Raw genomic sequence first — 23,958 nt, 5'->3', positions numbered from 1 at the left:
CGTGCCAACTTGGCGCTGCCGGGCCGCTCGGACGAGGTGAAAACTCCCGCTGCGAGCTTGGCCCGGGAGCGCCTACGACCTGGTGCTCCGAGTGGACCCCGCCAACGGGTCGGTTGCAGCCGTGGCATCCCTCCCTTCGGAGAGCTTCAGCAACGCAACTCCGGCTGCCAACACCCGTTTTATTTTTGGGTATTTGAAAAAACACCTTGCCTGCTATGTTGTCTAAAATCGATTTTTGTTAAACGGAACCTGCGGAAATCCAGATGACGAAGACAGCTGTACGTATGCGTGGCGGCCAAGAATCCGTGGGCAAGCGAACGAGAACCCTTCCCAAACTGGCTGAGAAATTGCAGATGCGTCGCTTGGCCAGGATTAACGCCGTCCTGCAGAGGGCGGAAGAATCCGGCCTGCGCGCTGAGAAGGACGGCAGGATTGCGGGACGGGTGAGCGCTGATCTCATTAAGATGGCCAAAGCTCGAACCGGATTGACATCTGATGCCGAGCTCGTCGAATTTGCGTTGGCCAATGTGGCTTTGGAAGACGACTTCGCCGAGACCTTCAGGAAAACACGGGGAACTGTGGATCCGACGCTGAAGCTCGGATTCTGAATTGGCCGATTTCGACTTGGTGCGGCCGTAAGATGGTCGCGATTTGATTCCAAAAAAACCTTGAGCCGCGGCCCCGACATGGAGCTGCCGATCATCGGCAACCTCGTCGAGCCTGAAGTTCCGGGCGAAGGCGGCAATGATCCAGCGATCTTCGGCAGTCGCCTTACCCGGGATCCTCATTCGTCCACGCAGGAAGGCTCGAAGACCTGCGGCAGCCTGATCCCGTTCCAAAAGCTCAATGCCAGACGTCCGGTTTGGACAGGCAGGCCGCGTCATAATTTGGGTGGGATATAGCGCCCAGATTGGGCCATAGCCCCATCTTGAACTGTTTCTTTGCAATCAATATCATAAGAGCCAATTCGGTCAGAAACTCGAATCTTCTCTCTGACAGGAGGTAATGCCATGGAAGAGGTCACGCGAGCGGTTCAAATGCGTGCGAAAAGAGCCAAGGAAGGTGCTTTGCTCACTTCGAAGGAATTCGTTGGCTCTGGAAACCGTGCGGCAGCCGATCAAGCTCTCAGCAGACTTGCGAAAAAGGGCGAACTGGCGCGCGTCTACAGAGGAATGTACACGCCCTCCAGGAAGACGCCGTATGGATATGTGCTGCCGGAAGCGGAAGCCGTCGTGAAGTCGTACGCTTCCTTGTCAGGGGAGAAGGTCGTCAATACCGGTGCTACGGCGGCGAACCGGCTCGGCCTGACGACACAAGTTCCGGTTCAAACAGTCTTTCTCACGACCGGAAAGTCGAAGAAGCTGAAACTTGGCCGCCGCACAATACGCCTGAAGCACGCGCCTGCCTGGATCACGAGCCTGCCAATGAACAGGTCGGGCGAAGCCATCCGGGCAATCGCGCACCTTGGCCGATCTAACGGTGTCCACTACGCGAAATTGCTCAAGAACAGACTGACACCCGAGGAATGGACTCGCGTACTCGCCCTCAAGGCGAAAGTGCCAGCTTGGGTCCATGCGGCGATCTCGAAGGCGGAAAATGAGCGGTGAATCGTTCTTCGATTGAAACGGGCCAGGAAAGAGACGCGCTTCTGGCCGCTTGGGCAACATTGGGACGCGAGCCGCATATTCTTGCGAGGCGTGCCGCGTAAGCGCAGGCACGGACGAGAATTATTTGACCGTATCGCGGCAAGCAAAGAGGGCAGGCCCAGGTGCCGGAAACAGACCGCCCGCATTGGCTGCACGTCCACCTGACGCGTTGCCGCAGGCCAAATATCCAGGAACGCCTCGTCGCCGGACCTCAGCCCTGTACCAGGCCGGGCGTGCTCAGGATCACGTGACGGACCGCCTCATAGTAACGGACATAACCGGTGCAACGACAAATGTGCGGCGCAAGCGCCTGCTCGATCGTGCGTTCGACATCCGCCCTGTGGACCGGCTTCTCTTTGAGACGCTCAACCAGCACGGTTGCACCGGTGACAAAGCCCGGCGTGCAATAGCCGCACTGGAACGAAAAACGTTCGGCGAAGGCCTGCTGAATCGCCGAGAGCCGGACGACATCGCCGTTCGCGTCGCGTTCGGCATGCGCTTCGATGGTGCGGACGGACTTGCCCTCGAAGAAATGCGCTCCGGTGATGCAGCTCCGCGTCTCGCTAGAATTTCCTTCCGGCCCATCGAGAATGATCGCGCAGGCGTGGCAGATGCCTTTGCCGCAGCCAAGCCGCGAGCCCGTGAGGTTGAGATATTCGTGCAGGAAGTCGATCATCATCAGATCGTCAGGTACGTCGACAGGACCGACCTTGCGATTGTTGACCGTCATCGAAAGTGGTCGCGTGGCAACGGTCACGGCAGGGCCTGCAAAATCTTCTCTGGCGTGATCAGTGTCTGATAAAAACGCTTGCCGATGGCGTGGTTGACGGCATTGACGATGGCCGGAACGATCGCGATCATTACGACCTCGGCCATTCCCTTTGGTGGGTCGATTTCGGAAAGCGGCGCCAACACCTCCGATATCTGTGTCCAGACCGCGACATCCCTGGCATGCGGCAGGCGATACCGGTTCCAGTTCCACGTCCCGTCGCCGGGACCGTCCTCATAGAGCGGCAATTCCTCCATAGGGCGTGGCCGACGCCCATAGCAAGCCCGCCTTGGAGCTGACCCGAGACGACTTCCGGCACGATTTGAGTGCCGCATTCGAGAATGGAATGATGTGCAAGGAGCTTCACGTCGCCTGAGGCGGTGTCCACTGCGATTTCGGCAATCGTCGCCACGCCCGATCTGCGATTCGCACGTCCGCCATGTCGACAGCGAGCGGCCCCGCCCGCCCGCCGACCGGTCCACTCGACCAGAGCGCGACCGCAGCCGGCCAGAGCGACAGGCGCAGCAGCGCCCGCGCCGCCGTCCGCGTGGCGTGGCCGACGAAATAGGCGCTATTTGAGGCGCTCATCGGTGAAATAAACGAGGGCGTCCAGCGCGGATTTCGTGCCAGCGCGTCCTCCCTGTCCTGCGGCGTCGCATAGGGCTCCTCGGCGGAGACGAGAGGCATCTCGGGCCAGTCGACGATCCCGAAGGCGCAGTCGTGCGGCACCCGGCCGATGATGTCGTCGACCATTACCCCTGCGAGGTGGTCAGGCCCGTGCCGATATCATCCGTTCTGGCGCATGGTGAGCCGGCCGGACGGATCGAATGACAGTGTGGTCACCGCTGCCTCGGCTCCGGTGCCGTAATTCTTCTGCACCTGCGCGAAACCGATGCCATAGCGCTTACCCGGATTGGCAGCTTCAAACGCGGCTTTGTTCGCGTCGCGATCCCTCCACAACGGATGGGCACGGACCCGCTTCAGGATCTCCTCGGTCCTTAGCGCCTCGCCGGCAATGGCGCCCTGCGAGTTCTTCATGCCGGTCTTGAACGCGTTCTTGAGGCGAAGCTCGATCGGATCGATGCCGAGCAGTTCGGCCGCTTCATCGACCATCATCTCGGTCGCGGCCATGGTCTGCAGCGTTCCGTACCCGCGCGTCGAGCCGGCATCGACAGCGCGCGAAGCGCGGACCTCGACCGAGAAATCGCTCTTCGGCAGATAATAGATGCTCTGCGCCGCGCCGGCCCCGACCTTACCAACGTCTGGCGAGAAGTTGCGCCGTCCTCCGGCATCCGTGCGATAGTTGCCTTTCATGATGCGGAAGGCGTGCGTGGAGCGATCCACGACAAGCGTATTCTCCATCCAGAAGGCATGGCGCTTCAACCCCATCTGGAACTGCTCGAAGCGGTCGTTGGCAAGACGCACCGGCCGCCCGTCGCCATAGAGGCCTGCCAGGATAGCGTAGTAGGGGAAGATGGAATGATCCTTGCTACCGTATCCGACCGTGTAACCGATCGAAAGGTCGAGCGCTCCTTCACCGCGAACCGCGATTTCGACAGCACTTCCAACGTGGAGATCGCCACCTCATAAGGCGATTGGGTCGCGATGAGTGCGTGCAGGGTCGAACTGCCCGGCTCGAACCAGGCATTACCATTGTCGGCTTCCATCGCGCAGGCATCGGTCGACTGCGAGAAATAGCTGCGCTTCAGGACCAATGCGTCGTCGCCGGTTGCCGTGATCTCACGCTCGATCTCGCCCGCCGCCCACAGGGCGCGGGCCGCGGCATCGCCGCTCTGATCCGGCTTCGGCCAGACGACCCGATCGCGCTCGAAACTTCCGTAGATGGCGGTGCCTTCGAGCGGAGCGGTTTCATCCGATGTCGCGCCGCCGATGCGCACGAACCGGCTGGCGCCGTAATGGGCGGCGTGTCGTAGCCGCCGACCGCGCCCCAGCGCACGAGACTCTTGGCGAAACGGACCAGCCGCTTGGTCGCGTCGAACCGCGCGAAATCCTTGTAGATCAAGAGCGCGACCGGCTGACCGAGCAGGCGCGGAATGCGTCCCTTCGGCACCAGGAACATGTCGCCATAAAAGCCGGGAGCCGTCGTTTCCGGAGGCGCGAGACCATCGCGCACAAGGTCTTCGCCGACTATCAATCGGTCGGGCCTGAGATATTCGCCCAGCGGTGAGAGGTCCAGCCCGTCGAACGCGGCGTCGGCCCGGGTGCCGCGGATCAGGAACGCGTGGCTCTGTTCCTGCGGCCAGCCCGCTATGTCACGGGCGCAAAAATCGCGGGTGAAGGCTTGTCCCCGGTGACCTTGGCCGTGGCGTCCATCCGAAAGCGCGGCCGACCGTCCGGTCCGATCCAGTTTGGCGAACGGCCGGGCGAATTGGCAATGGGCCCAGCCGGTGATGGCCGGCCCATAAAGCCGATCTTGACCGCGATCCCCGCGCCAGCCGCCGCTGCGATGAACTGGCACCGCGAAACCCTGCCGCTCATGCCGTCTCCCCCAACGGCCCATAGCCCGACCCCACTCTCGTCCGGCTCGCCTCATCTGTATTGTCCCGACTCGGGGCCGTTCCGTCATTCCGGCATCCCCGACAAACGGAACGGCCTTGCCAGATCATGAAAATCGCGGGGGCTTTTGCATCAGCCCGCTCTAAGCGCATGACTTCTGCCTCGGATGCGAATGTCCTGCTACACCCATGCTCTGTTGTGAGCCTTTCCGAGAGGAGATGGTCGATCTCGATCTGGTGCGCGACGCCGACCGGCGTGAGTTGGTGAGTCGCCCGGCGCCCCGCGGAATCACATTGTGAATTTTCCCTTCCTGCATCCGGGCCACCGTTATCCGGCGGCTATTTTCACAGCCATGGTACCTCCCGCCTGCAGAGCTCCCGCCACACCCAGCAGCGCTACGCGCTTCCCCAAACGTCCAGTCACGTTTGCAATGCGCGTGTTGGAAACGGTGAATCTGCGACACATTACCGCCACGGTTTGGCCACGGGGATGCCACACAATCCGACGACATAGCCGGCGTTGCCCTAGACGGTTCGGTCCGGCACCGGCTCAACAAGCCCCCCGCCCTAGAGTCAGTGACGGATCGAACCACTCTCATCTTGAGGAACTCAGGTCCGAGCCTGAATGCGCTCAGCAGAAGCAAGCTGATCCACTTCATTGACGCGCGGTCTCCTAAATCGCACAGGCCTGCAAACACCTGCACAGCAACAATGGTTTGGGCGCGCCTCTGCTTCAGGCGAGAGGCAACTCTGGCCGGCTCTACGATGCCTTCGATGTGAGAGGCTCCTTCGAAGTAGCAACCTGATGTTCGTCGCTAAGCAGGCTTGCCTACCCATCGCCGCTGTCGATGCTCCCATCATAGGTGGTGTCCTCAACCGTGCCTGATGATCCAACGATCTCGTCGATGTTGCAGTGATCGTGGTAGATCTCGGTCACTGTCCCTTGGCTTTGGCTGCAGATCGGCTCCCTGTTCCCATAGGTTGCGGTCGAACAAAGTTCGAACCGCATCCCAGGCTTTCACACGTGAAAAACCTGACAGCCATGGTGCTCTCCGCATCGGGTTCGCCCAGGACGTGAAATGCCGCTTTGTAGGATCGACCTCTAGCGATATCAGGCCTACGTCCATTTTTTCCAACCGCTGGCAGCCAGACAAAGTCGACAGCGACCGACGCAATGATGCCTGTCATGTTCATTCCTGGGATTCCCCGGTCGGTGTATCGCGGTTCCGCGCAACGTTTGAGGATCATCTGCTGCACCAAGCGTGCCAAAGGAGAAAAGCTTTCAACTGCACGGTTGTGGGCCGCCCGTGTCAGCCGGACCTCTGACATTGTTGCAAAGTCGACACTGTCGTTCTGGCTGGCCATAGGCTTGAGATCTTCGGTCGGGACCACGCAAGCCAGAGCTGACTCGGCGACGAGGCGCGGGGGCCTCGGCAAAGACGCGATACGTTGAAAAACAGGCATGGTGTCAGGATGGCTGCATTCCCGCGGGTAATACCAATGGCGTCTGACAAGCAGAGCGCGTCGGCGCCACTTACACCCTCATCCATCGAACTCTTTTGACCCGATCGTAGGAGCATCCACAGTTGGCCCCGGATACGAGCGCGAGAAACCGACCGTCTTTGGGGATTGAAGGTTTCTGTGAGTCCTGCACCGTCCAGGGGCGCGGAAGGCGAGGGGATTGCAGCCAAGCAAGTTAGTCGATGGCGCGCCTGCGTTGAGAAAACCCCGGAACAAAGGCATTGAAGACGTCGCGTCGCCCAGGCGGCGGTTGGCTCGCCACCGGCTGGTGCTGACGACCGCGGCACTCATAGACGACACACGGCCGGGTGAAGGACGGGGCGGCATTGCGCGACCGTGCGGCCCGCCCGCGCGCGATTTTCCTAGTCGGACCTTTGCTCCTCGCCTGGCGCCGGTTGGGTCGGGAAGCCACCGACCTGCAGCAGGAATGCCTTGGTGGTGGCATGGTACAGCGATGCTATTAGCGCGGCCCTGCTCAAATTGCCGATCAGGTCGCGACTGATTTCCTTGCCAAGCAAGCAGGACAGCTCGGCCGCGGCTGATCAGCCGGAGTGGGCGATGGCCGTCATCGAAACCCTCGAGCATGCAAGCCTGCGCTCAAAGGAGAAGCTGCTGCGGGGGAACATCATGCCGGGCTCTTGCAAGGACCGGAAGGAGTAGGCCGTCGGCGTGCCATTCATGCCATCAGGCAGAACCCCACTCATCGCATTTGATGTCAGCTTCATCGTATTTTCTTTGGCTTAGACGGGCTCTTGGGAACCCTCTGCGAGACTACAACTGTAACACCATATTGGTTTAGCAGATCAAGCTTCGGTGCTAATCTCATAGGGTAGAGAAACGACTTTGGAGGCCGAGGAATGGATCGCGACAATGAACGGGCACGCGCAGCTGCAAGTTCATCCCAAGGCGTGGGGAAACGCAGTACCCTCCGTGACGTTCCAGAGGGGCCATTGAGCGATGTTGCAGAACGGCTAGTAACCGCTAACCCGCGCGACACAGCGCGAAATCTTGGGGGCTTCAAAGCCCTCGGGACGCACGAGCGAACAGCCGTTCGGGGCACTCAACCCGGGCCAGAAACTGACCTCGCGACATTTGAACGGCGGGCTAATCAGCTCGGACGATCAGCCATCGATCTGGCCGAGAAATTGACAGCCGGATTGGGGTTCAACTCGGATGATGTAGCATTGCTCCAAGTCAGAGCGGCTAGTAATGTAGGCCATTTTCTAGGGCCCCAGAAGCAGACTGCTCTTGTTAATCGCATTGGCAACATGGACCCAATGGAGCAAGCGCTTGGAGTTATGTTTGTGGCGCAAAACTTCAGCAAGTTTAATGATCAAAATAAATCTCGCATTTTTGAGCAGGCCATTGAATTGGCTGCTGATCCTCATCAGGACCACATGGTCAAGGCGACCGCACAAAATGCTATTGTCGCCGCGTATCACCAGTTAGACGCAAATCAACAAGCGCAAGCTAGCTCACTTCCCGACCTGCATGGCCTGTTGCAGAACATGCCTCCGCCGCAACATGCAGCAGAGGAACGGACTGCGAATCTGGACGGCCACATAGCAGGTCTTGAGGCTGCAGTCCGGGATACAGTAGGCGCGCAAACCTCCTATGAACAGCTGCAGCGGGGTGCTCAAGTCGGGCAATCCATAAGCCGCTCCTACAATCACGCCCGAGAGGGCCTAATGGAGGCCACTAGAAGCAGAGATCGCTCGGGCCGTTGAGGTCTCGGCCATGGTACAGTGACGTTTTCTCTCCCGAATCCCGTTCACGGCCTTGCCGTTTCCAATTCGCTGGCCGTTGACGTACCTGCTTAGTGTAACTTTCAAAAACCACGTCTTCCGGGTGGTGCGATGCAAGCATCGCACCACCCGTTGCGGCATCGATCTGTCGAGCGGCGACATCGCGCGACGTCGGTTCAGTGTCTGAGAAAAGCGCAGCATTAGCTACGGCTAATCCGGCAATGGAACAATGCCTTCAACAAAAACGACGCCCCCAAACATAGCCATTAGCATCGCGTGCTCGCTCGCCTTGGGCTTCTGCGCGGCAAGTCTGTACGCAACGTTCCGCCACGGGGGTAGCGGCGAGGCTTTGATGACGTTTGACGTCCGTGCCTTTTGGTTTGAGACGCCCTTCTATCTGGGTTTCGCAACCCCCGTCTTCTATCGGGGCGCAGCTATCTTGCTCTCGACGTCCGCGGTCGTCTTGCTGATTCAGCGAATTGTATTACGCCGCAAGCTCGAACACCACGGGACGGCTCGTTGGGCTCGAGTGGATGAAATGCGACGCACGGGATATCTGCGACGATACCGTGGCGTGACAGGCCCGGTATTTGGGAAGACGAGTGGCCCTTTCTGGCCTGGCTACTACCTGACCAATGGCGAGCAGCCTCACAGCCTTGTCGTTGCACCGACCCGTGCTGGTAAGGGCGTCGGCATAGTCATTCCAACGCTACTTACATTCAAAGGCTCAGTGATAGCTCTCGACGTCAAGGGGGAGCTCTTTGAGCTCACCTCGAGGGCGCGCCAGGCCGCGGGCGACGAGGTGTTCAAATTTGCGCCGCTGGATTCGGAGCGGCGCACGAATTGCTATAATCCGCTGTTGGATCTTATAGCGCTGCCTCCACAGCTGCAATTCACCGAAGCCCGCCGCTTGGCCGCAAACCTGATCACGGCCAAGGGGGAGGGCGCGGAAGGTTTCGTCAGCGGCGCGCGAGATATCTTTGTCGCGGGGATCCTTGCCTGCATCGAGCGGGGCACGCCAACAATCGGCGCCGTCTATGACCTCTTCGCCCAGCCGGGGGAGAAGTTCAAGCTCTTCGCGCAACTCGCCATGGAGACCCGGAACAAAGAGGCACAACGCATCTTCGACGACATGGCGGGGAACGATACAAAAATCCTGACCTCCTACACGTCCGTCCTCGGCGATGGCGGGCTCAATCTGTGGGCGGATCCGGCTGTAAAGGCAGCTACAAGTCGCTCGGACTTTTCGGTCTATGATCTTCGCCGTCGCAGAACGTGCATCTATCTGTGCGTCGGTCCGAACGACCTTGAGGTGATCGCGCCTTTGATACGCCTGTTCTTTCAGCAAATCGTTTCAATTCTACAGCGGTCGCTGCCCCGCCAAGATGAAAAGAACGAGGTTCTCTTTCTGCTCGACGAGTTCAAGCACTTGGGTAAGCTGGAGGCGATCGAGACCGCAATTACGACTATCGCGGGCTACAAGGGGCGTTTCATGCTCATCATCCAAAGCCTTTCGGCACTGACGGGGGCTTATGGAGAGGCTGGCAAGCAGAATTTTCTGAGCAATACCGGCCTGCAAGTGTTTATGGCCACTGCCGATGACGAGACCCCAACCTACATTTCCAAAGCCATCGGTGAATACACGTTTGAAGCCAAGTCGATTTCCTACAGCCAGGCGCGAACGTTCGATTGGAACATTCAGAATTCGCATCAAGGTGCACCGCTGTTGCGTCCCGAACAGGTTCGGCTGCTCGATGAAAACTACGAGATTGTTCTCATCAAAGGCCTGCCACCATTGCAATTGAGGAAGGTGCGATATTTTTCGGACCGCATCCTTAAACGCATCTTCGAAAGCCAGACAGGCGCCCTCCCGGAGCCGCCACCCTTGATGGAAGCTCATCCAGATGACACTGACGGTTAAGCGCCCGTCTCGCGTATCCCGTCCCTCGGCGATCAGAAACTCCACTACAGGTGAACGGCTATGGGAATTTGCATCTCCAAATCCTCCGGATCGACTCGACATGCGGAAGAGTCGCCGCGAGAATCCACGGCAGCGCTGAGGGTCTCCCTGGGCACGCCTGCCGACAGGTTGCGACGGGGCGGAGATGCGCCTCTGGAGCCACATCAGATCCAGCAGGCCGCCTATCATATGGGAGCGTGTGTCGTCGGTGACAACGTCACCAGCCCGATAAGACTCGCGACAGCGGGGCAAACAGTTCACGACGTTCGCCTGCTGCTCAAGCATGGCCGGGGAAACGTTAAGGTGGACGACATTCCCTCTCACGGCCACAACAGCATCGGATCGTCGGTTGCAATGAGGGGAGCAGACGACAACATTAAGGTTGCAGTGGCCGTCGTCATGGGAGCGGCGTGCTGCAATCAGACCGCTCCCCTTTCCGCTATCGTCCACGCCCCACACATGGCGACCGACGAGCGGAGTATGACCTCTAGTGCTTTCGTGTCAATGAAAGAGATAACCGACCAAGGTGATGAGATCCCAGTCAAGACGGGTCACATTTGGAACGAACTGCGGCGCGGAAGCCGCGACGCGAGGTCGACCGTGGTTATGGATGCCTGGGCCAACGGTCCCGCTGTTCGGTTGAAAGACAGCGCATGGAGCGGAGTGCCGGTCAAGGAAGGTCATTGGTCGATGGACAAAAGCACCGCCGAATTCCTGAAAAACCGTGTTGAGGGGTTAATTCCGTTCGTGCATCCGGACGCAAATGAACAAACTGCCAACGATTTGCGCCGCAAGCAAAACGCACCCGTATCGTGGGAGAAATATGCAGAAGTACAGGTGATCTCACCCGAGTTCGCCGATAGTGTACGCAACGCATTGTCCCGTATTCCTGAAGGCCAACAAAGGGAAATCGCATCACTGATGATTCAGGAAGCCTACGGAATGGATCCTTCCTCGCGCACGCACCAAGACGCAGTGGGATCAGTTCTGGTGGCCGCCAACCAACTGGACTCGCTGCCCCGGCCTCCTGTCGAGCCGCCGGAATTGGCGGCGTATCACCAGTTCGACGCAAATCAACAGGCCCAAGCTCACGCAGTTCCCGGCATGCAAGATATCTTGCCGCACATGCCTCCGCCGCAGCATGCAGCAGAGGAACGGAATGTGAATCTGGACGGCCACATAGCAGGTCTTGCGGCTGAAGTCCGTGCGACAGGTGCACAAATCTCCTATGAACAGCTGCGGCGGGGTGGTCAAGTCGGGCAGTCCATAAGCCACGCCTACAATCACGCCCGCGAGGATCTAATGGCTGCCTCCAGAAGCAGAGATCGCTCCGGCCGTTGAGGTCTCGGCCATGGTAAGTGACGCCTTCTCCCCGAATTCCGTTCACGGCCTTGCCATTTCCGAACGTTCGATTGGAACATTCAGATTTCGCATCAAGGTGCACCGCTGTTGCGTCCCGAACAGGTTCGGCTGCTCGATGAAGACTACGAGATTGTTCTCATCAAAGGCCTGCCACCGTTGCAATTGAGGAAGGTGCGATATTTTTCGGACCGCATCCTTAAACGCATCTTCGAAAGCCAGACAGGCGCCATCCCGGAGCCGGCACCCTTGATGGAAGCAGACGAGGGGCTTTTGGCAGAATCTCAACCCGATGAGCAGCTGCGCGGATTGGCGCAGAACTTTGACGATACAGTTTGATGTGAGGCTAGTATGAACCCGCGAAATAGTAACCCATCCCGGGTAGCAGCTTTGTCGCAGGTGCAGGACGCCGGCTTGGAAGAGGGGCCAGCGGTCCAGGCCCGGCAAGTGGGCGCTGAGCAGTACCTTGCCGAGACCCGGAGGCTGTTCGATCAAGCTGATGAGTCGCCAACCAGTCGAGAGGAGCGTCTGCGACTGGAACAGGGATTCCGCGAAGTGCTTCAGGGACGGCAGGATGATCAAGCCGCCTCGTCTTTTTTCAGCGACCCAGGGATGCCCGCTGGACCGGGTGACCACAACAGCTTCGTGGCCGACGCTTTCGCAGCGGCCGGCTCTGGGCACATTGAGGCCGCCGCCCCGCCAACGTTAGCTGCCAGCCAACAGCAGATCCGGCCCTCGCCGGATGCGCTTGACCAGGGCAACCACCTGCCACCCGAGCGGGTCATCATCAACAATGAACATTCCACAGCGCTGTTGCGGCCAGCGGAGAGGCAGAGGGCCCTAAATACGCCGCAAGCCGCCGCCATTCAGCAGCCGCTGATGCCATTGCAGGGGGTACCCGTTCAAGGGACAAGGTCCGAACACATCGGAAGGCCGCATGCGGAGGCCGCGCCCTCCGCAAGGTCTGAGAAGCCCCCCGCTGCGATCGAGGACTCTATAAACGTCTCATTCGCCGTCCCCAAAGGCTTCTCCCATGGGACTCAACGCGTCCCAGAGGCGATGCTCTCTTTCCGCCATGGCTCCTTGCCGGATGCGGGCCAAGCCCGGCAAGTGAGTTTTGAGCAGCACGTGGCCCAGCCGCGCCGAGCCGATCCGGCTCCTGTCGCGAGTGGCGCCCGTGCTACCCGCTATCCCCATCTGTCCGACGAACACCGGGACGTTATTGATAAGGCGATCACTCACGCTGCGGTTCAGCAAAAATATAGCGAGAGCACGGTCCGAAAATACACGTTATTCACTTCGCCAATTGGCGAATGATCTCGGCGCTCGTGGCCAAGCGACGGATCTAAAAAATCACCCGTCCCTGGTCGATCACGTCAATGCTTTCTATCCGAAAAACGACGGCATAAAGAGGGCGTTGAACGTCCTGCGTGCGTATCATGAGCCGGGCTATTCAGCGACTGTCGGGCGGCCAGCGCCGGTGCCCTCAAAAGCAGACGCGCATGTCTTTGAACAAGTGACCAGTGACAGCAGGTTGGCCCCAAGCAGCCGTGCTGAGTACGGTCGTAGTCTTCGCAGATTTTCTAAGGCGCTTGAGAGTCGGGGCCTAACGATCTCCGGGCTGGATCATGATTCGCGGATCGAATTCGCCGAGACGTTGTTTCCAGACAAACGCAATCTCATCTTCGCGTTGCAACGGGTTCGCGATGCGGAGCCCGCGTCACCTGGCGCCCGTGCTACCCGCTATCCCCATCTGTCCGACGAACACCGGGACCTTATTGATCGTGCGATCACTCACGCTGCGGTTCAGCAAAAATATAGCGAGAGCACGGTCCGAAAATACACGTATTCACTTCGCCAATTGGCAAATGATCTCGGCGCTCGTGGCCAAGCGACTGATCTAAAAAATCACCAATCCCTGGTCGATCACCTCGATACTTTCTTTCCGAAAAACGATGATATAAAGACGGCGTTGAACGTCCTCCGCGCGTATCATGAGCCGGGCTATTCAGCTACTGTCGGGCGGCCAGCACCGGTGCCCTCAAAAGCAGACGCGCATGTCTTTGAACAACTGACCAGTGACAGCAGGTTGGCCCCAAGCAGCCGTGCTGACTATGGTCGTAATCTTCGCAGATTTTCTAAGGCGCTTGAGAGTCGGGGCCTGACGATCTCTGGGCTGGATCACGATTCCCGGATCAAATTCGCCGAGACGTTACTTCCAGACAAACGCAATCTCATCTTCGCGTTGCAACGGGTTCGCGATGCGGAGTCCGCGTCAGCCGGGGGTCTCGAGACGGCCCGGAGGCTGTTCGATCAAGCTGACGAGTCGCCAACCAATCCAGAGGAGGTTCTGCGACTGGAACAGGGGTTGAGCGAAGTGCTTCAGCGACGGCAGGATGATCAAGCCTCCTCGTCTTTTTTCAGCGACCCAGGGATGCCCGCTCGACCGGGTGACCTCAACAGCATCGTGGCCGACGCTTTCGCAGCGGCCGGCACTGGGCACGCCGGAGTTGAGGCCGCCGCCTCGCCAGATCAGGCTGTTCCTATCGCCGGCGCATGGACACGTTCCTGGCGGCGTGTGGGGTAACGCATGTCCGCTGGATGGAACTCGGAACAATGGACGGGATCATCGGCTGCGTCGCCGCCGGGGTAGGGATGGCCATGCTACCTCGGGGGGTCGTTCAGGATGCGGCAGCCGACGGACAGGTCATCATACACCAGCTACCTGACAATCTGCGGTCGGCGCCGACTGTTTTTGTGACGCGGAGCGACGAGTATCTCTCCGCGGCACTTCAGGCTTTCATGACGGTGGCGTCTGAGGCGCATTCACGGCCTCAGCCGGCAAGACCAGAGCCGGTGCGACAACTGCAGCGGGCTTAGGAAAGGTGGAGCAAAAACAAGGGGTCAGTCAGACGCAATCGTCGGCGGATCTTGATGGCAGCTCGTAGAGTCCGTTTGCCCAGAGATCGCCTACGATGCTGGAAAGGCGCTGCATGCTGCCGCAAAAGCAAGGAATGGGCACGGATTGGAGCACAATGGCTGGCCAGGGTGCTCCGCTTGCGCGTGCCATGCGGCCGAACTCATTTCGACATCGGTTCAGGAGCTTGAGGTCAGCACTGCTGCTCTTAAGACCGAGGTTCAACAATCACTATCGAGATCAGTAAGTGGGACTGTCGTCGACGGTGACCCGCAGCAGCCGAGTGCCCCATCTGTGGGATGCCTGCGTTTTGGGAAACTTGGACAGTCACACGATCTTCGCATGATCGCTGAGGGTACACCCGCCGCGGGTCAATAGCCTATCAATCGATCGTGGAAGTTTACGGCACCCAAGGCTGGCGGCGGAGCTGTTCACAGCCCACTGAACCCAGTTGGAGCCCTTGTCTTCCCAGTAGCCCGGATACATTGGCGACGAACACCTCTAGGATATGCTTTGGGGTTCTTGAAGCCGAGCTTAGTCGACACCCTAAGCTTCATCGGTGAACGATATTTGAGCGGCAAGAATCCTTCCCGAAATCGAGCGACAGGATGGTTTGCGGGTGCAGTGCTGTCGGCATATCGATACTGGAATAATAGCGGTCCGCATTTGAAGCCGACATATTTGGCTGTCATGTCCGCGCCAACATGCTGGAGGAAGACGCTCAGAGGAATACCCCTCCACTCACCGATCGCGCTCCAGCCCTCGCAGGCTCCTTGATCCCGCGCACAATTCCGTTGGCAGCATTCTCGACTGTCTCCGTTCGGCTACACGGCTCAGGATGCAGGAACTGCTGCTCGAGGTTTGGGAGCAGTTCAAAACGACGGTCGTCTTCGTCACGACATCGACGAAGCCTTCCTGCTTTCGGATCGAATCATCGTCATGCAGTGCACAGCCAGGTCGCATCCACGAAGAAATCAATGTGGCCTTTCGAGAAGCCGAGGACCACTGACATCATCGCGTCCGGCGAGTTCTTGCGTTTGAAACAGCGTTGCCTACAGCAGCTTCGTAGCGACAGGCGGAGAGATACCCTGGCGCGGCTTTCACCTCTTGGTTAATTGGAGCTGTGCTTCGCGGATTCCCTTCTCGGCTAAGCCCAACCACGAGCGCGCCTCGGCTGGTTCCGGCGTGCGTTTGGGGCCGCATCCCGCTCCTAAACCGTCAACTTCGTTTCCATGCAGCTAACATCCCGATTTTTCCCATCGACGTGAAAAACGGAACGTAATTCCTTATCTCTAAACGCTGGTCGGAAAGCATCCGCCTGAGCGTCTGGTGACGGCCTGCCGCCCAGGTCACCACATCGCCTGGCAGCGACACTCGCGCCATCCCCTGCTGCAGAATCGCAGAAGACAGATTATCAAGCTGCGTGGGAGCGACCGACACACCGATCACATCGCAATGATCGTTTTTTACGCGCATGCGAACAACTCCTCAAAGAACCATTATGTAATAGTTACGAAATCATTTGCAGCTTCGCGCAAAATGCGTAGCGTCTCATCCCTCAACAAGCACCAGCAAAATTGGATTTCGACTAACCCGCTTGACCTTGCCGCGGGTCGGCCGCCTAATTGTTGAATAAGAAGACCCAAAATACAAGTGAAAAGAATGTTAATTTTATTTGTTACTGGGATCTCTAAAATTACATAATGCCGCGATATTTCACACTTCTGGCCCGTCGCCGGGTTCCTCTCACGACGTTACCTCTCGGCGGGCTTCGGGCCCGAGAGCCGCAATACGCGAGGGCCGCGTCGCGCAATAGCCCTTGAAGCCTTCGGCGGCGAAGCGCTCTGCCAACGCCATATGCAGCTCTTGGACTTGCCGGTCTGCCGGAAGGCGGGTGATCGCGATGGATTACAATCTTCTTTTAGGCATTCCGGCGGCTTCGAGCGGCCGAGCAAGGCGGACGAATTCGCCGACCGGACAGACGCCTTCCGCACCGCCTTCGACATGCAGTACCAGGGCAAACGCATTCCGCTGGAACTCGTTTCCATTTCACGCCGATAAATGACGGCGCCTACTGGCATGCGCTGGAGCGCTTTGCCGGCGAGGTCTGCACCAAGCGCGATGTCGAGTGCATCAGCTACCGCGACTATGTTTCACGGCGACGTGACGGCGAAGCAGAGGTCGGTGGGCGGCTGACTAGAAGCGCTCGCCGCCCGCCACGCTCAGCTTACCGGCTGATCCTCAAGGCGCAAGCCGGCCCGCTCTCGCGCCAAATAGTCTTGGTCGATTTTCGTTAGCGGCGCCCCTTCAAGCGTCGCCTCGAAGGCGCGCAGGCGTTTGTAGATGGATATCAGCTCGACGATGGTCGGCCAGGAATTCACGAGATATTGGAACGAACTGGCGACTTGGGAAAACGCGGTGACAATTTGCTGGAAAACGCCAAATGTTATCTTGCCAAGGGCTAAGGTCGGAACAAGAAGGAAGGTAGCAAAAACGTTGTCGACCTGGAGATAGAGATAGCGGACCATGTCGAAATAGACATAGTGCGCATAGAGAGTGAAATAGTTCTTGCGAACATTTCTGAAAAGCTCGGCCAGCGTTGGTGGCTGCGCGCGTGCCGTATCGTCCTCGCCGAGGACAAGCTCCTTGCGCAGAGCGGCTTCAACCCGCTGATTGCGAAATTCCAGGCCGGGAAGCTTGATGCCGACGATTGCCAGCAAGCTGGTGCCAAACAGCGACCACCCGACCGCCGCGATGACCAGCGGATAAGGGATTGCGCCGACGATTGGAAGCGTCGAGACATGGAGGGAAAGGGAGGCCAGCAAGGGCAGGAATGCAATCAGGGTCATGATGGAGTCGATGAAGTTCACTCCGAGCCCCTGCATTGTGCCGGAGAAGCGCATCGTGTCGTCCTGAACGCGCTGCGACGCCCCTTCGATATGGCGCAGCCGCGGCCAGTAAGCGGTAAAATAATCGTTCATCGCGGTGCGCCAGCGAAACACATAGTGCCTGACGAAAAAGACGTTCAGAACGGCAATGCTCATATAGACCAGGGCCAAGGACAGAAACTGCCATACGCCGTAGTAAAGCTCGGCAGGGGAAACGGAGCCCGGTGTGGTGAGTGCCCTCTGCACCATGTCGTAAAACATGCCGCGCCAGTCATTGAGCGCCACGCTGAGCTGGACGATGAAATTGGTGACGAAAATGATCAAACCAGAGCCAAGGATCGACCAGTTCTGCCAGCGATGCGGGGAATACAGCGCCCAGAAAAGGTAGAATACGCCCATACCGGCGAAGAAATATCCATGAAACCAGAGAAATGCCGGCGTCAGGAATCTTACTGGGCTGATGATAGGGGCGGCCTGCGGGTCGACCGGCGGCATGCCGAGCATCGTGCCAAGGTGCTCGCCGCCGAAAAACCACAGGAGGACGAGCAGAAGGCTCCAGACGGCGGCCGAGATGAAAAAAGGCTTCGGCTGCGGGAAGAAGGATACGAACACGTTGGGGAAACTCCTCGGTTGATGCGCAAATCAGCGGCGTTGCTGTCAGCGGGCGGTGACATACGCCAGCTTTGCCATTTTGCTAAATCGTCGTGTCAGTAGTAGACGATGATGTCGCCGACGGCCTCGCCGGAGATCTTACGCGCTGCGTCGGAGGCAGTCTCAAAAGAGTCGTCAGTGATCACCACCACATGCTCGCCCTTCGCAACCGCAGACGGACCGCTGTAGAAGCTGCTCACCAGGCTGCCAGATTTTGCGGCGGCGTTGTTGACGAAGTTCGCGCCAAAACCGTCGTCGCCGCGGCTCACCTCATCGAAGGCGAAAGTGTCCTCCTTCGCGTTGAAATCGCTGATAGTGGTAATGTCCGCCGTCCCCTCGACTACTCCGTGGATCGGATTGTGGAACTGGAACAGAAGCGTGTCATTGCCGGCCCCCCGTCAAATCGTCTTTGCCATCACCCACGTAGAGGACATCGTCTCCGGGACCGCCGGAGAGCTTGTCATGATTCTCGCCGACGAGGCGCGGTTGGAAGCGGCCGTTGTCGCCGCGAAGATAGTCGTCGCCCGTTCCGCCGCAGATTCGGTCATTTCCCTCGCCGCCGATGCCGTGATCATCGCCATCGCCACCTTCGATCTTGTCATTGCCGCGACGATCCTCAAACCGGTCATTGCCCTCGTCACCCGCCATCCAATCCTCGAGATCGGTGCCGATGAGCCATTCGGGACGCGAGGACTTACCCTCGATGATGTTTGCCATCGCAGATACTCCTTATGATGCAACCCACCACGCCACCTGGCGCCCTCATATTCCTCATCAGATAATCGGGGAAATCGAATTGGCAGATAGAAAGATTTACGAAATGGATGTGTGGCATCGGCTTCGTCCTTCTGCGTAGCAGTTGCCGGTCTCGGTGGCGGCGGGCGACGCTTCAGCCGACGGCGCTGAAAAGTCGGTCGTCAAACCGGACGAACCATGGTCCAGCGGTCAGAGGCCAGCGGCGATTACGCCGTCACCCAACTGACGCTCCCGCAACTTCAGCTGTTTTGAAACGGAATTCATGTGCAAGAAGCTTCGGTTTCTTTGGTCCGCCGGGCTCGCGTTTGTTCTCACGGTCCCAGCTTGCGCGGCGGGCTCCGGCTTGCCTTGGGAACAGCTGCTGCAGCAGGTCCTGGAGTCGGTGCAGGGACCCGTCGCCAAGATCGTCGCGGTTATCATCATCATTACCACGGGCTTGACCCTTGCCTTTGGCGACATGGCAGGTGGGTTCCGCCCGGCTGATCCAGATCGTTTCGGCCTGTCGATCGCCTTCCCGGCATCGAGTTTCTTCCTCTCCTTCTTCTCCTTCGGCGGCGGAGCACCCGTGTGATGGCCGCCGGAGAGCAGCACATTCAGGGGTTCGAGGTTCCTGTTCGTCGTGCATTGACGGAGCCGAAGGGAGTCAATTCCTCCGCTTACAGGCCTGGCCGATACTCCACCCAGGAAAAGCGCATCTCGAAATTCGCAGACTGGTACATGGGCATGCGCGAGCAGCGTTTGGAACAAAGCGCCGCCTGACAGGGCGTCGCCACAGCGGAACGAATCCGGTTCGACCCGCTGCCGACGGTCTGCCAGAGTGCGCTTTGGTTGGGTCAGTTTCGGGGAGCGGCGGCCTCGAACGCCGGAAGTTTCGCACAACGCTGTGCGATCGCGTTGACGCGCTGCAATGCGCCTATGTCCGCATTCCAGCGATGGGCGTTACACATGGGCGATCTGTGCCTGGTGCCGCAGCTCGCCGTGGCAGAAGAGGCCTGTCGTGGGACTCTCGAGGAGCGTTTCAAACGCGGCCAGCCCCTCGCCGATGAACTTCCGCATCCACGCGACGCGTACCTCTTCGCCCCCCTTTGTCAGGGCCATCACATGGCTGACAGGGCCAAGGTTGCAGACCGGATGGATGTCGGCAGCAGCGCCCGTACACGGGCGCGCCCGGCTGGGTCCGGCGGCAACAGGCCGGAGCCAGGGCGTGTCTCGTCCAGATATTCAATGAAGCGAGCGACTGGGTCAGCCTCAGCCCGTCGATCGCCAGCACCGGCACTAGTCCCTGCGGGTGAGCGAGATGCTGCGGCGTCTTGTGCTCCTTCTTCAGAAGGTGCACGGATACCGTCTCGCAGGAGATGCCGAGCAGGTTCATCACGATGCGCACCCGATAGCTCGCCGACGAGCGCCAGTAGTCGTAGAGGACAGGCTTGCTCATCGCGGGGTCCGATCCCGCGATGTGGCGCCCCTCTTCAGCTTGTCCTTGAAGGCCAAGAGCGTGTCGCGATCCTTGACCTTGAAGGCGATGTGCTGGACCCATTTCGGCGTGTTCGGGTCGCGGCCCATCTCCGGCTTGGTCGGCAACTCGAAGAGGCGAGCACGTTACCCGTCGCCCGCGTTGAGGAAGACGTGCATGTAGGGTCGTGCTCGTGGGTCGACGGCACCTGGTCTTCGGCGATGGCGAGCAAAGTCCATGTTGAGGTTGTTGACATACCAGTTGACGGCCTCTTTCGCGTCCTTACAGCGATAGGCGACGTGGTGAATTCTCTCGATGTTCATTGGAATGGCTTCTCTGCCTTGGCCCTGCTCCGGACACTTCCACCCGGAGCTGCGTCCTCCCTTGTCATCATTCCTATTGCGGTGGGTCCGCCGCCGCCCTAAGCGCATCACTCAACACCCGGCCGTCGCCGATATGATTGGCCAGAAGCAGAACCAGCCGCGCATTGATGGCGTCACTTTCGGCCTTGCTTCGCCCGTCGTGCAGAGCCAGCAGCTCGGCGTAGAAATCGTCCGGCTGCGGAATGTTCGGAGCCGTATTGAGTGTCGTCATCGCCGGTTTCTCCCGTCAGCGTCCCGTGGCCTTCGCAAGCGCGGCTTCGACCTCCGCGCAGTCGAACGCGGTCCAGCGCGCGGCGACGTGTTGGTCGGGGCGCAACAGATAGACCGCCGAACCCGCATCGCCGAGATAGCGCTCTCGCAGCGCGTTGGTCGGATCGTCCGCAGCCGACAGGGCCAGCCGCTCGGCCGCAATGCCGCCGCTTTCGATCAGGTCGGGCGCCTCGGCTTCAATGGTAAGAAGCTGGAAGCGGTCGCCCAGCCGGTCGAGCAGCCAGCCGCCCTTTATCGGCGCATCGACGGCCGGCGAGCCGGGCTGGGTGCGCGGCGGCAGCCCCTGCGCGTCAGGGCCGTTGAGCGGCGAGCCGCCATAGGTGCACGGCACCGACAGGCGCCCGGAATTGACCAGCGGCCGCGCGAAGGCGAAGTGCTCGGACAGATCTAGCACGGCATCGCGAAAAATCCGGCTCATTTCCGACTTCGGCGTGATGAAGTCAGTCGACCGGCTGGAGTTGAGGATGTTCTCGTCAGCGCCATGGATACGCTCGGTATCGTAGCTGTCGAGCAGGCTTTCGGGCGCCCTGCCGTCCATCACAAGCTTCAGCTTCCACACCAGGTTGTCGGCATCCTGCAGGCCGGAATTGGCGCCGCGCGCGCCGAAAGGCGAGACCTGATGCGCCGAGTCGCCCGCGAACAGCACCCGGCCGTGGCGGAAACTCTCCATGCGCCGGCACTGGAAGGTGTAGATCGACACCCATTCGAGTGTGAATTTGGCGTCCTCGCCCAGCATTGCCTTGAGCCGCGGGATGACGTTCTCCGGCTGCTTTTCCCGCTCCTTGTCGATGTTCCAACCGAGCTGGAGGTCGATGCGCCAGACGCCGTCGGGCTGCTTATGCAATAACGCCGATTGGCTGCGGTTGAAGGGCGGGTCGAACCAGAACCAGCGCTCGGTCGGAAACTCGGCGTCCATGACTACGTCGGCAATGAGGAAATTGTCCTCGAACACGCGGCCGATGAAGTCGAGCCCCATCATCGCGCGGATCGGCGAGTTGGCGCCGTCGCAGGCGACCAGCCAGTCGGCACGCAGGCGGTAAGGGCCTTCCGGCGTGTCGATGGAGAGCATCACCCCGTCGCGATCCTGTTCGACCGCCGTGACCTTGTTGTTGCCGCGGATTTCGATCGACCTGCCTTCCGCCTCCAGTTCGCACACGCGGTCGACGAGGAATTTTTCGAAATGGTACTGCTGCAGGTTGATGAAGGCCGGCCGCCTGTGGCCGGCCTCCGGCAGCAGGTTGAACTCGTAGACCCGGCGGTTCCCGAAGAACACCTTGCCGACGTTCCAGACGATGCCCTTCTCCACCATCGGCTCACCGCAGCCCAGCCGGTCCAGGATCTCCAGCGGCCGCTTGGCGAAGCAGATCGCGCGCGAGCCGAAGCTGACCTTGTCGTTCTCATCCAGCACCACCACGGGAATGTCCTGGCGGGCGAGATCGATGGCGCAGACTAGACCGACCGGCCCGGCGCCTACCACAACAACCGGACGGCGCACTGGCGCGATTGCGTCCTGATCAGGGGAGCGCCTGTAGGGATAAAGCGGCGTCTCGAAGATCTTTGCCATGTGTCCTCCCGCCGGGTCGCATCCGGACTGCTAGCCCTGAAGTTCCGCCCACATCTGTCGGTCGCGCTCTGCGGTCCAGATGCGCGGCATGTCGATGCCGAGCGCCTCGTCGTAGGCGCGGGCGACGTTGAAGGGCAGGCAGTGCTCGTAGATAGCGTAGGATGCGAATTTCGGATCGCACGCCGCGCGCGCCGCGTCCCACGCCTCCTTCAGCGAGCCACCGCCCTGCGCCACCCGCGCCACCGGCCGGTAGGTGGAACTGACGAAATCGGCAGTGTTGTCGAGCGCGGCATTGACCTTCTCCGCGCCAACCAGCGCGTCGCCGCGTCCCGGCGCGATCGCGTCGAGGTCAAACGACCGGATCGCCTCCAGCGTGCGCGGCCAGTCGGCAAAATGGCCGTCGCCGCAATAGCAGGCCGAATGGTACTCGACGATGTCGCCGGTGAACATGACGTTGGCGTCGGGCACGAAGGCGACGATGTCGCCTGCCGTATGCGCGCGGCCAAGGAATTCAAGGTCCACCCGCCGCTTCCCGAGATAGAGCGTCAACCGGTCGTTGAAGGTCAGCGTCGGCCAGGTCAGGCCGGGGATCGACTCGTGGCCCTGGAAGAGGCGCGGAAACCGGCCGAACTCGGAGTCCCAGTCCTCCTGCCCGCGCTCGGCGACCATGGCGCGCGCCTTCTCCGACATGATCGTCTGCTGCGCGCCATAGACCGAAGCGCCGAGAACCCGCACAGCGTGATAGTGCGTCAGCACGACATAGTTGATCGGCTTGTCGGTGACGGTCCTGACCTTCTCGATCACCTTGCCGGCCAGTCGGGGCGTGGCCTGAGCGTCGATCACCATCACCGATTCGTCGCCGATGATGACACCAGTGTTCGGGTCGCCCTCGGCGGTGAAGGCCCACAAGTCGCGGCCGATCTCGGTGAAGGAGATCTTTTTCTCTGCCATATCGCCGACAGATGCGAATTGCTTGGCCATGGTCTCAGGCTTCCTTCTTGTGTTGCGGCACCGTCTGCTCAATCGCGCCGAAGATCCGAGTGGCCGGCCTTGTCTCTCATCTCGATGTGGACCGTGTCGCCGAAACGCATGAAAGGTGTCTTTGCCGCACCCTGCTCGATAGTCTCGATCATTTTGATCTCGGCGATGCAGGAATAGCCGACGCCGCCTTCAGAGACAGGTTTGCCCGGCCCATCGCCGAGCTTGTTCGATACCGTGCCCGAGCCGATGATTGTGCCGGCGGCGAGCGGCCGTGTTTTCGGCGCGTGGGCCATTAGCGTAGGAAATCGAAGGTCATGTCGATGGCGGCGTTGGCGCGGCCGAAGGGCTTGCCGTTCAAGTCCACGGCCAGCGGCAGGTGCAGCTTGCCTCCGTCCCAGGCATCGCCCAGCTCCCCGGGGGTGACCGCCACCGGTGAGAAGGCGGAAGACGGCTTTGACTGAAAGAAACCGAATCCCTTTGCAAGCTCCACCGGGATCAGCCCGCGCAGGGAGACGTCATTGACCAGCATGTGAACCTCCCGTTCAGGTTTCGACAGATCGCCGCCCGCAGACAGGCTTG

26 protein-coding genes and 6 pseudogenes are annotated in these 23,958 nt (G+C 59.9%); 14 read left to right on the top strand and 18 right to left on the bottom strand.

Annotated elements, in window-relative coordinates; all coding sequences use genetic code 11:
* Positions 1-263 precede the first annotated feature (263 nt).
* The 3 genes from AC0L18_RS10225 to AC0L18_RS10215 all read left to right on the top strand — a co-directional run bounded on the left by AC0L18_RS10225 (position 264) and on the right by AC0L18_RS10215 (position 1,607).
* Positions 264-608: a hypothetical protein gene (locus AC0L18_RS10225; protein ID WP_473492006.1), complete on the top strand. Its 345-nt coding sequence runs from the start codon at positions 264-266 to the stop codon at positions 606-608.
* A 78-nt stretch (positions 609-686) separates the two neighbouring features.
* Positions 687-902, top strand: a complete 216-nt coding sequence (locus AC0L18_RS10220; RefSeq protein ID WP_473492004.1) for a hypothetical protein — start codon at positions 687-689, stop codon at positions 900-902.
* 108 nt (positions 903-1,010) lie between these two features.
* A complete protein-coding gene (locus AC0L18_RS10215; RefSeq protein ID WP_473492002.1) occupies positions 1,011-1,607 on the top strand; it encodes a DUF6088 family protein in 597 nt (198 codons plus the stop codon).
* A gap of 250 nt (positions 1,608-1,857) precedes the next feature.
* On the opposite strand, the gene AC0L18_RS10210 is transcribed toward AC0L18_RS10215, so the two are convergent.
* The 6 genes and pseudogenes from AC0L18_RS10210 to AC0L18_RS10185 all read right to left on the bottom strand — a co-directional run bounded on the left by AC0L18_RS10210 (position 1,858) and on the right by AC0L18_RS10185 (position 4,313).
* The gene (locus AC0L18_RS10210) at positions 1,858-2,376 is read right to left on the bottom strand and encodes a (2Fe-2S)-binding protein (protein WP_473492000.1); all 519 of its coding nucleotides are present in this window, start codon (positions 2,374-2,376) and stop codon (positions 1,858-1,860) included.
* A gap of 23 nt (positions 2,377-2,399) precedes the next feature.
* On the bottom strand, positions 2,400-2,672 hold the full coding sequence (locus AC0L18_RS10205; protein WP_473492078.1) for a hypothetical protein: 273 nt from the start codon (positions 2,670-2,672) through the stop codon (positions 2,400-2,402).
* A 47-nt stretch (positions 2,673-2,719) separates the two neighbouring features.
* Positions 2,720-2,782, bottom strand: a pseudogene (locus AC0L18_RS10200) (hypothetical protein); the annotation flags it as partial.
* A complete protein-coding gene (locus AC0L18_RS10195; protein WP_473491999.1) occupies positions 2,779-3,168 on the bottom strand; it encodes a hypothetical protein in 390 nt (129 codons plus the stop codon). The pseudogene AC0L18_RS10200 and the gene AC0L18_RS10195, both read right to left, overlap by 4 nt.
* Before the next feature lie 33 nt (positions 3,169-3,201).
* Positions 3,202-3,870, bottom strand: coding sequence for a molybdopterin cofactor-binding domain-containing protein (locus AC0L18_RS10190; protein WP_473492068.1), 669 nt, complete (start codon positions 3,868-3,870; stop codon positions 3,202-3,204).
* On the bottom strand, positions 3,795-4,313 hold the full coding sequence (locus AC0L18_RS10185) for a hypothetical protein (protein ID WP_473491998.1): 519 nt from the start codon (positions 4,311-4,313) through the stop codon (positions 3,795-3,797). Before AC0L18_RS10185 ends, AC0L18_RS10190 begins: the two co-directional genes overlap by 76 nt.
* 2,577 nt (positions 4,314-6,890) lie before the next feature.
* Between AC0L18_RS10185 and AC0L18_RS10180 the strand changes: the two genes are divergently transcribed.
* The 8 genes and pseudogenes from AC0L18_RS10180 (at position 6,891) to AC0L18_RS10145 (ending at position 14,396) form a co-directional block, all read left to right on the top strand.
* The gene (locus tag AC0L18_RS10180; RefSeq protein WP_473491996.1) at positions 6,891-7,112 is read left to right on the top strand and encodes a hypothetical protein; all 222 of its coding nucleotides are present in this window, start codon (positions 6,891-6,893) and stop codon (positions 7,110-7,112) included.
* Positions 7,113-7,309: 197 nt separating this feature from the next.
* Positions 7,310-8,179 carry a hypothetical protein gene (locus AC0L18_RS10175; RefSeq protein WP_473491995.1) on the top strand — a complete coding sequence of 290 codons (870 nt, stop codon included), beginning with the start codon at positions 7,310-7,312 and terminating at the stop codon, positions 8,177-8,179.
* A 247-nt stretch (positions 8,180-8,426) separates the two neighbouring features.
* Positions 8,427-10,118, top strand: coding sequence for a type IV secretion system ATPase VirD4 (gene virD4, locus AC0L18_RS10170; RefSeq protein ID WP_473491994.1), 1,692 nt, complete (start codon positions 8,427-8,429; stop codon positions 10,116-10,118).
* A gap of 342 nt (positions 10,119-10,460) precedes the next feature.
* Positions 10,461-11,498: a type III secretion protein gene (locus AC0L18_RS10165; RefSeq protein ID WP_473491992.1), complete on the top strand. Its 1,038-nt coding sequence runs from the start codon at positions 10,461-10,463 to the stop codon at positions 11,496-11,498.
* A 60-nt stretch (positions 11,499-11,558) separates the two neighbouring features.
* Positions 11,559-11,855 (top strand): annotated as a pseudogene (locus tag AC0L18_RS10160) (type IV secretory system conjugative DNA transfer family protein); the annotation flags it as partial.
* Between the two features lie 12 nt (positions 11,856-11,867).
* Positions 11,868-12,833 (top strand): hypothetical protein, encoded by a 966-nt coding sequence (locus tag AC0L18_RS10155; protein WP_473491990.1) that lies wholly within the window; start codon positions 11,868-11,870, stop codon positions 12,831-12,833.
* A complete protein-coding gene (locus tag AC0L18_RS10150) occupies positions 12,823-14,103 on the top strand; it encodes a hypothetical protein (protein ID WP_473491989.1) in 1,281 nt (426 codons plus the stop codon). The genes AC0L18_RS10155 and AC0L18_RS10150 overlap by 11 nt, the downstream gene beginning before the upstream one ends.
* Positions 14,073-14,396: a LysR substrate-binding domain-containing protein gene (locus AC0L18_RS10145; protein ID WP_473491988.1), complete on the top strand. Its 324-nt coding sequence runs from the start codon at positions 14,073-14,075 to the stop codon at positions 14,394-14,396. Before AC0L18_RS10150 ends, AC0L18_RS10145 begins: the two co-directional genes overlap by 31 nt.
* A 484-nt stretch (positions 14,397-14,880) precedes the next feature.
* Here AC0L18_RS10145 and AC0L18_RS10140 read toward each other — a convergent pair.
* Both AC0L18_RS10140 and AC0L18_RS10135 read right to left on the bottom strand, forming a co-directional pair.
* A pseudogene (locus AC0L18_RS10140) lies at positions 14,881-15,197 on the bottom strand (molybdopterin-dependent oxidoreductase); the annotation flags it as partial.
* A 454-nt stretch (positions 15,198-15,651) separates the two neighbouring features.
* Positions 15,652-15,909: a hypothetical protein gene (locus AC0L18_RS10135; RefSeq protein WP_473491987.1), complete on the bottom strand. Its 258-nt coding sequence runs from the start codon at positions 15,907-15,909 to the stop codon at positions 15,652-15,654.
* Positions 15,910-16,321: 412 nt separating this feature from the next.
* On the opposite strand from AC0L18_RS10135, the pseudogene AC0L18_RS10130 reads away from it, so the two are divergent.
* A pseudogene (locus tag AC0L18_RS10130) lies at positions 16,322-16,622 on the top strand (polysaccharide deacetylase family protein); the annotation flags it as partial.
* 33 nt (positions 16,623-16,655) lie between these two features.
* Here AC0L18_RS10130 and sbmA read toward each other — a convergent pair.
* The 3 genes from sbmA to AC0L18_RS10115 all read right to left on the bottom strand — a co-directional run bounded on the left by sbmA (position 16,656) and on the right by AC0L18_RS10115 (position 18,689).
* Positions 16,656-17,933, bottom strand: coding sequence for a peptide antibiotic transporter SbmA (sbmA, locus tag AC0L18_RS10125; RefSeq protein WP_473491986.1), 1,278 nt, complete (start codon positions 17,931-17,933; stop codon positions 16,656-16,658).
* Positions 17,934-18,028: 95 nt separating this feature from the next.
* The gene (locus tag AC0L18_RS10120) at positions 18,029-18,241 is read right to left on the bottom strand and encodes a hypothetical protein (protein ID WP_473491984.1); all 213 of its coding nucleotides are present in this window, start codon (positions 18,239-18,241) and stop codon (positions 18,029-18,031) included.
* A gap of 112 nt (positions 18,242-18,353) precedes the next feature.
* A complete protein-coding gene (locus AC0L18_RS10115) occupies positions 18,354-18,689 on the bottom strand; it encodes a hypothetical protein (RefSeq protein ID WP_473491983.1) in 336 nt (111 codons plus the stop codon).
* Between the two features lie 301 nt (positions 18,690-18,990).
* On the opposite strand from AC0L18_RS10115, the gene AC0L18_RS10110 reads away from it, so the two are divergent.
* Together AC0L18_RS10110 and AC0L18_RS10105 are read left to right on the top strand one after the other, a co-directional pair.
* On the top strand, positions 18,991-19,299 hold the full coding sequence (locus tag AC0L18_RS10110; protein ID WP_473491981.1) for a TrbC/VirB2 family type IV secretion system protein: 309 nt from the start codon (positions 18,991-18,993) through the stop codon (positions 19,297-19,299).
* Positions 19,299-19,487: a hypothetical protein gene (locus AC0L18_RS10105; protein ID WP_473491979.1), complete on the top strand. Its 189-nt coding sequence runs from the start codon at positions 19,299-19,301 to the stop codon at positions 19,485-19,487. Before AC0L18_RS10110 ends, AC0L18_RS10105 begins: the two co-directional genes overlap by 1 nt.
* A gap of 74 nt (positions 19,488-19,561) precedes the next feature.
* Here AC0L18_RS10105 and maiA read toward each other — a convergent pair.
* The 7 genes and pseudogenes from maiA to AC0L18_RS10070 form a co-directional block, all read right to left on the bottom strand.
* Positions 19,562-20,163, bottom strand: a pseudogene (gene maiA, locus AC0L18_RS10100) (maleylacetoacetate isomerase).
* Positions 20,160-20,291: a hypothetical protein gene (locus AC0L18_RS10095; RefSeq protein ID WP_473491977.1), complete on the bottom strand. Its 132-nt coding sequence runs from the start codon at positions 20,289-20,291 to the stop codon at positions 20,160-20,162. The pseudogene maiA and the gene AC0L18_RS10095 overlap by 4 nt, the downstream one beginning before the upstream one ends.
* A gap of 36 nt (positions 20,292-20,327) precedes the next feature.
* On the bottom strand, positions 20,328-20,504 hold the full coding sequence (locus AC0L18_RS10090; protein ID WP_473491975.1) for a VOC family protein: 177 nt from the start codon (positions 20,502-20,504) through the stop codon (positions 20,328-20,330).
* 73 nt (positions 20,505-20,577) lie between these two features.
* Positions 20,578-20,775 (bottom strand): DUF2783 domain-containing protein, encoded by a 198-nt coding sequence (locus AC0L18_RS10085; protein WP_473491973.1) that lies wholly within the window; start codon positions 20,773-20,775, stop codon positions 20,578-20,580.
* Between the two features lie 15 nt (positions 20,776-20,790).
* A complete protein-coding gene (locus AC0L18_RS10080) occupies positions 20,791-22,398 on the bottom strand; it encodes an FAD-dependent oxidoreductase (RefSeq protein ID WP_473491971.1) in 1,608 nt (535 codons plus the stop codon).
* A 30-nt stretch (positions 22,399-22,428) separates the two neighbouring features.
* Positions 22,429-23,379: an MBL fold metallo-hydrolase gene (locus tag AC0L18_RS10075; protein WP_473491969.1), complete on the bottom strand. Its 951-nt coding sequence runs from the start codon at positions 23,377-23,379 to the stop codon at positions 22,429-22,431.
* Between the two features lie 4 nt (positions 23,380-23,383).
* Positions 23,384-23,911, bottom strand: a pseudogene (locus AC0L18_RS10070) (fumarylacetoacetate hydrolase family protein); the annotation flags it as partial.
* Positions 23,912-23,958: the final 47 nt, after the last annotated feature.

This window comes from Mesorhizobium sp. WSM4819 (assembly GCF_055811215.1).
This window is presented reverse-complemented; position numbering and strand designations above follow the sequence as displayed.